Origin of the sequence: Aurantimonas marianensis, assembly GCF_024195285.1 — a bacterium.
GTDB classification, from domain to species: Bacteria; Pseudomonadota; Alphaproteobacteria; order Rhizobiales; family Rhizobiaceae; genus Aurantimonas; species Aurantimonas marianensis.
Window position 1 is genome coordinate 62,289 of the sequence record NZ_JALHBS010000090.1, and the last position, 12,939, is coordinate 75,227.

The 12,939-nt window shown below is 64.4% G+C and carries 10 protein-coding genes; 6 read left to right on the top strand and 4 right to left on the bottom strand.

Annotation, left to right across the window (positions count from 1 at the left end; genetic code table 11):
* Nucleotides 1–19: 19 nt before the first annotated feature.
* From alr to MJ956_RS14840, 5 genes are all read left to right on the top strand, one after another.
* Nucleotides 20–1,165: an alanine racemase gene (alr, locus tag MJ956_RS14820; RefSeq protein ID WP_253965212.1), complete on the top strand. Its 1,146-nt coding sequence runs from the start codon at nucleotides 20–22 to the stop codon at nucleotides 1,163–1,165.
* 17 nt (nucleotides 1,166–1,182) lie between these two features.
* Nucleotides 1,183–2,571, top strand: a complete 1,389-nt coding sequence (gene radA / locus MJ956_RS14825) for a DNA repair protein RadA (protein WP_253965213.1) — start codon at nucleotides 1,183–1,185, stop codon at nucleotides 2,569–2,571.
* Between the two features lie 119 nt (nucleotides 2,572–2,690).
* Complete coding sequence (locus MJ956_RS14830) at nucleotides 2,691–3,305, top strand: CvpA family protein (RefSeq protein WP_253965214.1); 615 nt, start codon at nucleotides 2,691–2,693, stop codon at nucleotides 3,303–3,305.
* A gap of 114 nt (nucleotides 3,306–3,419) precedes the next feature.
* Nucleotides 3,420–4,871, top strand: a complete 1,452-nt coding sequence (gene purF / locus MJ956_RS14835) for an amidophosphoribosyltransferase (protein WP_253965215.1) — start codon at nucleotides 3,420–3,422, stop codon at nucleotides 4,869–4,871.
* Between the two features lie 137 nt (nucleotides 4,872–5,008).
* Nucleotides 5,009–5,746: an SDR family NAD(P)-dependent oxidoreductase gene (locus MJ956_RS14840; protein WP_423724888.1), complete on the top strand. Its 738-nt coding sequence runs from the start codon at nucleotides 5,009–5,011 to the stop codon at nucleotides 5,744–5,746.
* Here the strand turns inward: MJ956_RS14840 and MJ956_RS14845 are convergent.
* From MJ956_RS14845 to MJ956_RS14860, 4 genes are all read right to left on the bottom strand, one after another.
* Nucleotides 5,728–6,561: a CDP-alcohol phosphatidyltransferase family protein gene (locus MJ956_RS14845; RefSeq protein WP_253965223.1), complete on the bottom strand. Its 834-nt coding sequence runs from the start codon at nucleotides 6,559–6,561 to the stop codon at nucleotides 5,728–5,730. The two genes, MJ956_RS14840 and MJ956_RS14845, sit on opposite strands and share 19 nt — an antisense overlap.
* 5 nt (nucleotides 6,562–6,566) lie before the next feature.
* Nucleotides 6,567–7,265, bottom strand: a complete 699-nt coding sequence (locus MJ956_RS14850) for a phosphatidylserine decarboxylase (protein WP_253965217.1) — start codon at nucleotides 7,263–7,265, stop codon at nucleotides 6,567–6,569.
* A 191-nt stretch (nucleotides 7,266–7,456) separates the two neighbouring features.
* Entirely contained in the window at nucleotides 7,457–9,349 is a 1,893-nt protein-coding gene (locus MJ956_RS14855) for an ABCB family ABC transporter ATP-binding protein/permease (protein WP_279327044.1), read from the bottom strand.
* A 344-nt stretch (nucleotides 9,350–9,693) separates the two neighbouring features.
* Complete coding sequence (locus tag MJ956_RS14860) at nucleotides 9,694–11,892, bottom strand: LysM peptidoglycan-binding domain-containing protein (RefSeq protein WP_253965218.1); 2,199 nt, start codon at nucleotides 11,890–11,892, stop codon at nucleotides 9,694–9,696.
* A 662-nt stretch (nucleotides 11,893–12,554) separates the two neighbouring features.
* On the opposite strand from MJ956_RS14860, the gene MJ956_RS14865 reads away from it, so the two are divergent.
* Nucleotides 12,555–12,719 (top strand): hypothetical protein, encoded by a 165-nt coding sequence (locus MJ956_RS14865; protein WP_253965219.1) that lies wholly within the window; start codon nucleotides 12,555–12,557, stop codon nucleotides 12,717–12,719.
* Nucleotides 12,720–12,939 lie beyond the last annotated feature (220 nt).

A 12,939-nucleotide genomic window follows, 5' to 3' on the forward strand; every position in this document is an offset into this window, starting at 1 on the left:
TTCCCCGATCCGGGCCAGCGTGAGACCGGACCGCATGCCGGTCGTCGAGATCGACCGCGCCGCGCTGATCGCCAACTGGCGGATGTTGGATTCGCGCAACTCTGGTGCCAAGACGGGCGCGGCGGTCAAGGCGAACGGCTACGGCCTTGGCGCTGTCGAGGTCGCCACCGCCCTCTTCGAAGCCGGCTGCCGTGACTTCTTCGTCGCCTGGGCCGAGGAAGGCGCCGCCTTGCGCGGCACGCTGGATCGATTGCAGGCTGATGCGTCGAACGCGTCTGCGGACCCTCGAATCTTCGTGCTCCAGGGTCTGGAGCCGGCAACGGTTCCGCTTTATCTGGCGCGAAATCTGATACCGGTGCTCTCGACGCCGGACGACATCGCCGTCTGGCAGGCGGGGCTGCGCGCCACCACACGCAAAGCCCCCGCCGCGGTGCAGTTCGAAACCGGCATGAACCGGCTCGGCCTCACATCCAAGGATGCCCGCTTGGCCGCCGACCTCGCCGCCTCCGGCGAGCTCGAGCTGTGTCTGGTCATGAGCCATCTGGCCTCCGCCGACGAGCCGACCTCGCAGAGCGCCGAGCAACTCGAACGGTTTCGGGCGCTTGCCGGACTGTTTCCGTCGGTTCCCCGATCCCTTGCCAATTCCGCCGGTGTCTTTCTCGGCCCCGACTATGCCTTCGATCTGACACGGCCGGGCATCGCGCTATATGGCGGCGAGGCAGGCCCCGGTTCGTCGGAAGCGATCAGGGCTGTCGCGCGGCTCACCGCGTCAGTTCTCCAGGTGCGAATCGCCAAGGCCGGCGAGGCAGTCGGCTACGGCGCGGCGGCAAGGCTCGACCGCGACACGCGAATCGCCACCGTCGGCATCGGCTATGCCGACGGTTATCATCGTGCCGCGTCGGGCGCCGGCGTCGGAATGCGTCAGTTGCGGCCCGGAGCCGAGGCCATACTCGCCGGCCGGCGGGTGCCGGTCCTTGGCCGAGTCTCCATGGATCTCACCCTGCTGGATGTCAGCGGCCTTCCCGAAGACGCCGTCCGCCCCGGCGCGCGGGCGGAATTCTTCGGCCCGGACATGCCGATCGACGCGGTGGCGCAGGCCGCTGGCACCATTGCCTATGAGCTTTTGACGGCGCTCGGTCCCCGCGTCTACCGTCGCTGGGTCTGATCGGCTATCGAGCGACAATGGCCAAACCCAAACTCAGCTTCATTTGCCAGAATTGCGGCGCGGGCACCGCCCGCTGGCAAGGCAAATGCGACTCATGCGGTGAGTGGAACACCATCGTCGAGGAAAACACCTCTGGTGGGATCGGTGGCGGACCGCAACGCGGCCGGCGCAAGGGCAGCCCCTCGGCGCTTCTGCCGCTCTCGGGCGAGATGGAAGAAGCCCCGCGCATCGTCTCCGGCATCGACGAGTTCGACCGGGCGACCGGCGGCGGCATCGTCCGTGGATCGGCCTTGCTCATCGGCGGCGATCCCGGCATCGGCAAATCCACGCTGCTGATGCAGGCTGCCGCGGCGTTGTCACGCTGCGGAAACAGTGTCGTCTATGTCTCCGGCGAAGAGGCCGTGGCTCAGGTGCGTCTTCGCGCCCAGCGCCTGGAAGCCGCCGATACGTCGGTACAGCTCATGGCCGAGACCAATGTCGAGGACATCCTGGCGACGCTCGCCGAAGCCCGCCGGCCGGATCTGGTCATCATCGATTCGATCCAGACGCTGTGGAGCGACATGGCCGAATCGGCGCCGGGAACCGTGACGCAGGTGCGCACGGGGGTGCAGGCCCTCGTGCGCTATGCCAAGGCCAGCGGCGCGGCGGTGATACTCGTCGGCCACGTCACCAAGGATGGCCAGATCGCCGGTCCTCGGGTGGTCGAGCACATGGTCGACGCGGTTTTGTATTTCGAGGGCGAAGGCGGCCACCACTACCGCATCCTGCGCACCGTCAAGAACCGCTTCGGCCCCACCGACGAGATCGGCGTCTTCGAGATGAGCGACATCGGGCTGCGGGAAGTGCGCAACCCGTCCGAACTGTTTCTCGGCGAACGCAACGAAAAAGCCCCCGGTGCCGCGGTCTTCGCCGGCATGGAAGGAACCCGGCCGGTCCTCGTCGAGATCCAGGCCCTGGTCGCGCCTTCGGCCCTCGGGACGCCCCGTCGCGCGGTCATCGGCTGGGATCAGCCGCGACTCGCCATGGTCCTGGCGGTGCTGGAAGCCCATTGCGGCGTGCGACTCGGCCAACATGACGTCTATCTCAATGTCGCCGGCGGCTTCCGCATTTCCGAACCGGCGGCGGACCTGGCGGTGGCGGCGGCGCTCGTTTCTTCCTTGAGCGGCGCCGCCCTGCCCTCCGATTGCGTCTATTTAGGCGAGGTCAGTCTCTCGGGGGCGGTGCGGCCCGTCGCGCATGCGGCACAGCGGCTGAAAGAAGCCGAAAAACTCGGTTTCCGCCAATCAGTGTTGCCGTCGGCCAGCGCCGATCTGCCGCGTTCGGGCGAGATCGCGTCGCATGAAGTGGAGACCCTGCCCGACCTCGTCGGCCGGGTCGCGTCGGGCTCGCTGCCCTCGAGCGGTTGATTTTCACGCCGCCCCCTAGTGTAAAATGGCCGCCCAAGAGGTAAGGCGTCATTCGCAGGCATGTCATACTGGCATCTGCCACCCGCGCCTGATCCGAACGTCCACGGGACCCACCATCCATGACCGTTACACTTCTCGACGCGATCCTTTTCGCACTCATGCTGGTTTCGGCGCTTCTTGCCATGGTGCGCGGCTTCTCCCGCGAAATCCTCTCGGTGATCTCCTGGCTGGTAGCGGCGGTCGCCGCCTTCCTCTTCTACAAGCCGCTGACGCCCTATCTCGCCGAGTACATCTCATCGGAGGTCGTGGCGATGGCGGTCTCGGCCGCCGCGATTTTCCTCGTCACCCTGATCATCGTATCCTACATCACCCTGCGGATCGCCGACTTCATCATCGACAGTCGCATTGGCGCGCTCGACCGCGTGCTGGGCTTCGTCTTCGGCGCCGTGCGGGGCCTTCTTCTCGTCGTGGTGGCCATGCTGTTCTTCAATTGGCTGGCACCGGAGAACCAACCGGAATGGGTCGCCAACGCCTGGTCGAAGCCGTATCTGGACAATTTCGGCAAACAATTGGTCGCGGCGCTGCCGGAGAACCCGGAGCAGATCATCCTCGAGAAGATCCAGGGCAATGAAGGCGATCCGGCGACGGATACACCTCCCACGCCGGAAGATCCCACATCCATCGAAGGCGCGATCCAGGATCCAGGTGGAGCGGAGACGACGCAGCCACAGTAGCGGGCGTCGGGATTCCGGGTCCGGGACAACGCGCCCTCGCGTCCCGCCGGATACCGGCCTATATGGTGAATCTCACGGAAAGCCGACCGACACCGGCAAACGGCGGATAATCTTATGGACGAAACGCCCTTCGGCGATGACGAACTACACGAGGAGTGCGGGGTTTTCGGCATCTTCCAGCGGACCGACGCCGCCGCCGTCGTCACGCTCGGTCTTCATGCGCTCCAGCACCGCGGCCAGGAAGCCGCGGGGATCGTTTCCTATGACGGCTCACAATTCCACGTCGAACGCCATGCCGGTCTGATCGGCGATACGTTCACCAAACAAGCCGTTCTCGAGCGTCTGCCCGGCACCTCCGCGATCGGTCACACCCGTTACGCCACCACCGGCGGCGGCGGCTTGCGAAATGTCCAACCTTTTTTTGCCGAATTGTCGGCCGGCGGCTTCGCTGTCGCCCACAACGGCAACATCACCAACGCGCTCACGGTGCAGCGCGAGTTGCAGCGCCGCGGCTCCATCTTCTCCTCGACCTCCGACACCGAAACCATCCTGCATCTCGTCGCGACCAGCGCGGCACGGCATTTCGTCGAAAAGCTGATCGACGCGCTGTCGCGACTGGAGGGCGCCTTCTCGCTGGTCGGACTCTCGTCGAAAAAGATGGTCGGCGTACGCGACCCTCTCGGGATCCGGCCGCTCGTACTCGGCGATCTCGAAGGATCGCCGATCCTGGCCTCCGAGACCTGTGCCCTCGACATCATCGGCGCCGATTTCGTCCGCGACATCGAGCCCGGCGAACTCGTGGTGATCAGCGAGGATGGAATCGAGAGCATATTCCCTTTCCAAGCGCGCCGCCCCCGCTTCTGCATCTTCGAATATGTCTATTTCGCTCGCCCCGATTCCACCGTGGAAGGCCGTAACGTCTACGAGATTCGCAAGAAGATCGGCGGCGAACTGGCGCGTGAGAGCCATGTGGAAGCCGACATCGTCGTGCCGGTTCCCGATTCCGGCGTGCCCGCCGCGATCGGTTACGCTCAGGAGGCCGGTCTGCCTTTCGAGCTCGGGATCATTCGTAACCATTATGTCGGCCGGACCTTCATCCAGCCGACCGACTCCATCCGCCACATGGGCGTGAAGCTGAAACACAATGCCAACCGCCGGATGATCGAAGGCAAGCGCGTCGTTCTCGTCGACGATTCGATCGTCCGTGGCACGACCAGCCAGAAGATCGTGCAGATGGTGCGCGAGGCCGGTGCGACCGAGGTCCACATGCGGATCGCTTCGCCGCCAACCCGCGCCAGCTGCTTCTACGGTGTCGACACGCCGGAAAAAGCCAAGCTGCTCGCCTCACGCATGACAATCGAGGAGATGGCCGACTTCATCAAGGTCGACTCGCTGTCATTTCTCTCCATCGACGGGCTTTATCGCGCCACCGACGAGCCATCCCGCAACAAGTTGGCGCCACAGTTCTGCGATGCTTGCTTTACCGGCGACTATCCGACCTCGTTGACCGATCAGGACGGAACGGAAAATGTCAGGCCGCTCTCGCTGCTGGGTGGAGCGGGCTGACTATCGGGCGACTCCTGAAAGTCGCGATTCTGGCGGGAGGCAGCATCGCGAGGAAACATTGCACCTGAGCGCGTTCGGCCAAGCCGTTGCCGGCGGGCTCAAAGCTAGGGATGGCGCCTTTTCGGCGAGTTTAGATGATGCAAATGCTGACAGACAAGATCGCGCTGGTCACCGGGGCTTCGCGCGGTATCGGCTACCACATAGCCAAGGGCCTCGCCGCCGAGGGCGCGCATGTCATCGCGCTGGCGCGCACCGTCGGCGGCCTCGAGGAACTGGACGACGAGATCAAATCAGCTGGCGGTTCGGCGACGCTCGTCCCCCTCGATCTCACCGACATGGCCGGGATCGATCGCCTCGGCGGCGCCATCAACGAGCGCTGGGGCCGGCTTGACGTCCTGGTCGCCAATGCCGGCTTGCTCGGCGTCCTCGCGCCGATCGGTCACATCGAGGCAAAAACCTTCGACAAGACCATGACGGTGAACGTGAATGCCACCTGGCGGCTGATTCGCACGGTCGACCCATTGCTGCGCAAATCCCTGGCCGGGCGCGCCATCGTGATGTCGTCCGGCGCCGCCCATTCGGCCAAGGCGTTCTGGTCGCTCTATGCGGCCTCGAAGGCGGCCTGCGAGGCGATGGTGCGATCGTGGGCGAACGAAACGATGAACCTTCCGCTCCGGGTCAATTCGGTCAATCCGGGCGCAACGCGCACCGCCATGCGGGCGCAGGCGATGCCGGGCGAGGACCCGAAGACGCTGCCGACCGCCCGCGAGGTGGCGGCGAAGATCGTGCCCCTCGCCTTCCCGAATGTCGTCGAGACCGGCAAGCTCTTCGATGTGCGCGAAAACCGCTTCCTGGACTACCGCGACCCCGCCTGATCCGCCGCCGAGCGCGTCTCGCGTTTCGCCCGCTTGCCGAACGCCCGAACCGAAAAGCCGATGGAGACGAAATAAATGATCGCGGTGACTGACAGCGTTTCCCAGAAGAAGCTGAGCAAAAGCGCGACGTAGAGAACAAAGACAAGGATGATCGGAATGGCGTAGTCGCGCGGCACCCGAAGGCCGGCGCCCTTGCCTGACCAGGTCGGCAAGCGGCTCGACATCAACAGTCCGATGAACACGAGATAGACCGACGCGATCGTCGCCGTGATTTCGGGGATGCCGAGATCCAGGCCGGAAAAGCTCAGATATACGGGGAACATGGCAAGGCCGGCACCGGCCGGTGCCGGAACGCCGACAAAGAACGCGGAATGCCATTTGGGGCGCTTCGGATCGTCGAGCATGGTGTTGAAACGGGCGAGCCTGAGTGCGCAGGCGCTTGCATAGAGCAACGCCGCGATCCAGCCGAAGGCTCCGGCCTCGTTGAGCATATAGGCATACAACACCAGACCTGGCGCGACGCCGAAATTGACGATGTCGGCAAGGGAATCCATTTCGGCGCCGAAGCGGCTCTGACCTTTGAGAAGCCGTGCGACACGGCCGTCGATCCCGTCCAGAAACGCCGCGCCGAGCACCATGCCAACGGCGAACTCGAACTGACCCTCGAACGCCAGACGGATGCCGGTCATCCCGGCGCAGATCGACAGGATGGTGATGAGGTTTGGCACGATGTGACGAAACGGAATACGACGGCGGACCGGCCCGTCTTCGACGTCGGGCTTGCCGGGATCGAATGGGGGAAAGGGAGATTCGATCGGCATCAGTCGCGCCTCGACGGCCAGGTTGGCAGGTTGTCCCCGAATTCGGCGATGACGGTTTCGCCGGCGATCGCGATCTGTCCTTCGGCGACGCGCGGCCGGGCACCCTCGGGCAGGTAGACATCGAGGCGTGAGCCGAAGCGGATCATTCCGTAGCGCTCCCCTGCCTCGATCCGATCCTCGACCTTGGCCCAGCAGACGATGCGCCGCGCCACGAGGCCCGCGATCTGTACGACACCGATCTCGCCTTTCGGTCCGTCGATGACGATCGAACTGCGTTCGTTGACCTCGCTCGCCTTGTCCAGCTCGGCGTTGCGGAATTCGCCCTCGCGATAGGCGATGTGTCGAATGCGACCGCGCATGGGCGCGCGGTTCACATGACAATCGAAGACATTCATGAACACCGAGATACGCAGCATCGGCTCGGTCCCGAGGGCGAGCTCGGCCGGCGGCACGATGTGGCCGACCAGGGAAACGTGACCGTCAGCCGGGCTGATCGCCAGATGATCCGCGATCGGCGTCACACGCTCGGGATCACGGAAGAAATAGGTGCACCATGCCGTCAGGATGAGGCCGATCCAGAACAGCGGCTCCCATAAAAAACCGAGCACGACCGCGCCCACGAAAAACGCGGCGATGAACGGATAACCCGCCCGGTGGATCGGCACGAATGCGTTTCGGATCGAGGCGATGATATCCACGGTGTGTCTTCTTCCTTCCTGATCTTCGTTATCCCGACTCTTGCGGTAGGGATGGACAAGAGGCGAGGCAAGCAGGCGCGAAATGTCGCCGGCAATTCTCAACGGCAAAAAGGGCACCCGCTCGATACCCGGGCCCGCCACGACAGATGTGGCGCGACGGTACCGCCGACAAGGCGCCACCACGGCCGGCGCTACGCTTCCTCGGTCCGGCGCCGTTCGATGACCCCGAACTCGTCCGCTTCGCGAGCCCGCCGAAGCGCTTCCTCGGCTTCCGTCGCCTCGCGCTGCATCGCCCACATCTCGGCGTAGAGTCCGTCCGCTTCCAGCAGCTCGCGATGCGACCCGCGTTCGACGATCTCACCCGACTTCAGGACGATGATCTCGTCAGCGTCGATGATGGTGGAAAGCCGATGCGCGATCGTCAACGTCGTGCGCTCCTTCGACACCAGATCGAGCGCCGTCTGGATCTCCTGCTCGGTGTGCGTATCCAGCGCCGAGGTCGCCTCGTCGAGCACCAGAATCGGCGGTGCCTTGAGAATCGTACGGGCGATCGCAACGCGCTGCTTCTCGCCGCCGGACAATTTCAACCCGCGCTCGCCGACCATCGAGTCGAAGCCATCCGGCAGCTCCTGGATGAACCCGGCGATCTGCGCGAGCTCGGCCGCACGCCGCACCTCTGCCTCGCGTGCTCCGATGCGGCCGTAGCGGATGTTGTAGGTGATCGTATCGTTGAACAGCACCGTATCCTGCGGCACGATTCCGATCGCGGCGCGCACCGATTCCTGTTGCACGCCGGCGATGTCCTGACCGTCGATCAGGATGCGGCCGGACTGGATGTCGTAGAATCGGAAAAGCAACCGCGAAACGGTCGATTTCCCCGCTCCGGAGGGGCCGACGATCGCCACCGACTTGCCGGGCGGAACGTCGAAGGAAATGCCCTTGAGGATTTCTCGCGCCGGATCGTAGCCGAAGCGCACATCCTCGAAGCGAACCGCGCCTTCGCTCACCTGCAGCGTCGGAGCATCGGCCGGATCCTTCACCTCCGCCTCGACCTCGAGCAGATCGAACATCGCCTCGATGTCGGTGAGCCCCTGGCGGATTTCGCGATAGATGAAGCCGATGAAGTTCAGCGGAATCGACAGCTGCATCAGCATGGCGTTGATGAAGACGAAATCGCCGAGCGTCTGGGTTCCGGCGCGGACTTCGAGCGCCGACATGACCATCGCCACCGCCATGCCCGCGCCGAAAATCAACCCCTGGCCGAAATTCAGCCAGCCGAGCGACGTCCAGATCCGCGTCGCCGCGATCTCGTAGCGAGACATCGCCTTGTCGAAGCGTTCCGCCTCCATCGCCTCGTTACCGAAGTATTTCACCGTCTCGAAATTCAGCAGCGAGTCGATCGCCTTGGTGCTGGCGTCGGTGTCGGAATCGTTCATGTCGCGGCGAATGCCGATCCGCCAGTCGCTCGCCTTGATCGTGAACCAGCTGTAAAGACCCACCGTGACAGCGATGACGGCCAGATAGCTGACGCCGTAAGCGAAACCGAAAATGATCGCCACGAGGGCGAACTCCAGGATCGTCGGCAGCGTGTTGAGGATCGTGAACCGCACGATCGACTCGATCCCCTTGGTGCCGCGTTCGATGATCCGCGACAGGCCGCCGGTCCGTCGCTCCAGATGAAACCGCATCGAGAGCTGGTGCATGTGGACGAATGTGCGGTAGGCTAGCCGGCGCACGGCATATTGACCAACCCGCGCGAACAGCGCGTCGCGAAGCTGATTCAGCCCGACCGAAAACACCCGTGCCACATTATAGGACACTACCAGGGTGATCGCCCCGGTCAGCGCCAGCGGCAGCCATTCGCGCGCCGAATCTGCGCCATCCAGCGCATCGGTGGCCCATTTATAGAAATACGGAACCAGAACCGTCAGTAGTTTGGCCAGCACCAGGAAGATCGTCGCATAGGCGACCCGCATCCTGAGATCCGGCCGATCGGTCGGCCACATGTACGGCCAGAGATTTGCCAAAGTCGTCAGCGTCGATCCGCTGTCGCCCGATATTCTTTTCCCGGCTCTTTGCGCCAAGATAGTCCTTTCCAACGAAGCGGCGCGACGGAGAAACCGTCACGCCGTCGGCGTTCTGAGGTTGGTTCGGGACGGATCGTCCCGGAAATTCGATCAGGGCGCCTCTTGCCCCTCCTGCTTCCGAAAGAAAACCGCATCTCCCGCGACCTCACGGGAGCGATTCAGCATTCATTTGCCGATCTCCGCATGGAAGCGGAACATCGGTTGACGGCGCCTGAGATGCAAGCGGACGCGTTCGCCTGACTCGCGATAATCTAGGGTCGGTTCAATCGCTTTTCATGACCATCAAGTTGGTCAATGGGCGGGGCCGAGCGGAAATCCGACCTATTTTTCCTTCTTGCCCGCTAGCCTTGTGGCGTTGCTCCGGACGTCTCCGCGCACTCGCACTGATCGCGAGGCTCGGATGGGACTTCGGGCAGCCGAAAGACTTGCCCCGGATAAATCAGATCGGGATCGCGAATGCGATTACCGTTGGCGAAATAGATCACGGTGTAGCGGCTGCCCTGGCCGTAGGTCTCGCGGGAAATTCCCCACAACGTATCGCCTTTGCGGATGATCACCCGGCCCGCAGATGTCGCGAGGGGGGCTTGGCGATTGATTGGAATGTCGAGCGCTGGCGTGCCATTCGCCTCGCTTTCGGTCGTGCCAGCGGAGGACTTCTCCGGCGGCGTCGCGGACACCTGCCGCTCGCCAACAGTACCGGACCCCGGCTGAGGTGGTGTCGTCGGCTGGAAGTCCTTGGTCTCGGTGCGCGAAGCCGTCGACAGCGTCGACGATTGCGTGTCGGCCGGCTCGGGCAGCGCCGGAGCGTCGGCGCGGGTGCCGTCCACCCCCTTTTCAGGTGTCCCGACGCCCGTCTGCGACCGAGGCTCCACCATTTGCACCGGCCGGTTACCCGAGGTCCGGTTGGTCGAAGCGGTCGGATCAGTCGCCTCCCTTGTAAGCTCGCCCGGCTGATTGCCTACGATCGGGAGCGCGCCGTCCGCCGGTCCGGAAGCCGGCGCGGCGCTCGCCTCGGTGGATTTGGACGACTCCGCGCCACCTTCCGCCGTTCCCAAAACACCAGCTGTTTCGGATACCGTTTCTTCTGGCTTGGCCGCTGGTTCAACATCCGGCGAGAGGCCAGCGGCCGGCCCCTCGTTCGTCGTGCTCGCATCGCCCTGTGGAGAGCCGCCGGTCTTCGTATCCGGCCGCCAACCGCTTTCCTGTGTATCAGCCGCTCCGCCTGCCGGGTCACCAGCGCGGCCATCCACGGGAACGCTGTCCTCAACCGGCGGCGACGTTGCGGCGACCCGCGTTTCGGCCGCCGGTCCGTCAGCCGCTTCCACGTCGGGAGACGGACGGATCTTTTCCTGAGCGATGGGAGGGTCCGGCGCGATCGCCGCGACAGCCCGCCCCTGCGGGCGCGTGAAGGGCACCTCCGCCCGCGCCGTCACATTCCCATCGGCGCCCACCTGATCGGCCCGCACGAGATGGTCGCCAACCGCGACCGGGCGTTCCGCTGCCACCAGAAATCGGTTGTCGGCGGTCGCCCTGTCCTCGGCCATCAAAGCGTTGTCGAGATAGATGCGGACTGAAGTGCCGGCGTCCGCGGCTCCCGCGACGAAGATCTGCTCACCTTCGACTTCGACGGCTTCGATCCGCAATCTTGGCAAGGTCCCGCGCTCCGCTGCGTTGTCCTTCTCACCCGTCGCTCCAGGCGTCGGCGGGGCCTCTGCATTCGTGTCGACCGGCTGTTCCGGTCCGGCGGCAGGTGCAGGCGTCGGCGCCTCGTCTTGCGAAGCCGCTGTCGCGGATCCACCGGCAGCCGCCGTTCCGGCATCCGGGCCATCCGACCCAGCTGCTTGCCGCGATAGCGGCCCCGGCACTGTCACCAATCGCGACGCCTCATCCGGTGCTTCCACCATTGCGAGCACGTCGTCTCCGCGTCCCGGCTGCGGCACGCTGACGATTGCGGTCTGATTTGATCCGGAGGTCGCGCCATCAGGGGTTATGGCGGTGATCGAGATCGCGTGCTCACCCGGCGTGAGCGGCTCAGGCAGGACGATGACGAATTCGCCGGCCGCATTGGCGGTGTCCTCACCGACGAGCGTCTCGCCCGCGTGCAGGGTGACCCGGCTTCCCGGCATGGCCCGTCCGGCAATGAGGGTCGAACCGTCCGGCTCGACGCGCAGGAGGTCGAAGAGTGGCCGTTCGCCGGCCGCCGCCTCACCTTCTACCGGGGGGGCTGAGTTGGCGGTTTCCAATGGTGATCCGGGCATTTCAGCGCTCGCCGCCGCTTCCGCAGCCGAACCGTTTCCCGCCGATTGTGCTGGGTTGCCGTTTGGCGGTGGAGCGGCCTCGGCGGCATCCTCGGCAGCGGCCGGTTGCTCGGCGGGGTCTACCGTTTCCTCCCCTGGCGCTGGCCCAGCGGCCAGGCGTTCGCCCTCGCCTTCGATAGCGTCGGCACCGGACGAGATGCCCCGCTGTTCGGCGGGCTGCTTCTCCGCAGTCGCAGCGTCGCGGTCATCGGCCTTGGCGGAAACCTCCTGCGGCCGCCTCATATCGGTAGGTTCCGGCGTGATCCGCGCCGGTTCGTCCGGCGCTCGAGCACGGTCAGACGATGACATGCCCGCCTTCGCCGTCTCTTTCTGGCTTGACTCACCGGTCGACGAGGGATCCGATTGCGATCGCGATTGTGAGGAGGACCTACTGTCCTGCCTCGCCGCCACTTGCTCCGATGCCGGCGAATTCTCCATTTGCGAGATACGCAATTTCTCGCTGCTCAGCATATCCCAGTATCCCAGCAAGATCGCCGCCAGGAGAACAAGGCACAGGAAGACGATTCCGAGGGCTTTTCGTTGCATGATCATACCATCTTCGACGGTCCCACGTTGCCGGATCGAAGAATTCGAGGAATGTTATCCGACCTTTATCGAAGCGCCGCCCGGCTCACAAGGTCGTGCCTTACGGCGGTCAGCCCACGGCATGGGAAAACACGCCGCGAGATCGACCGGTGCACGCGTCCAATCACGTTGGCGAGCGGAACCGGCCTACATCGGCAAGCGGCCCGTCACCCCCGCCAGAGGGATAGGTCAGATGCTCGGCGTCGATGGGGGCTCACGCCGAGCTCCTTCATTTCTGCATGGCTGTCATCCGCTTCCACCTCTTCTGCTGCACTGCAAACAGCGTATATCCAGCAGCATAGATAGTCGGAGTTGAAGTGATGAGCCACGCAAGAAAGTTCGCCAGTACCCTCGGCACGATGTTCGATGAATTTCGAGCTGCCCGTTCTGTTGCCGCAGCCATGGACGCTGGTCGCCGGCCTCCGGAGCGCGCGCTTCGCACGCTCGGCCTCGACGGCAGCATCTTCAACGGAATGTACCGCTGAAGCCTCGCCAGAGGCAAAGTGCCAAGCTTACAGCACCGGACGATAGTCTGACCGCTAGAAATCCCGGTCCTTTCAACAGCATACGAGCCTCTTCAGGCGCGGGAGCATCGAAGTTTCCGCGTCTTTTCGTGTTTCCGTAGCCAGATCGGCTCGCGCCGGTCCGCCTAGCCGTCATGGGCAAGGCGCCTTTTGCGATTAGCGCGAACCTCGTGATCGTCCG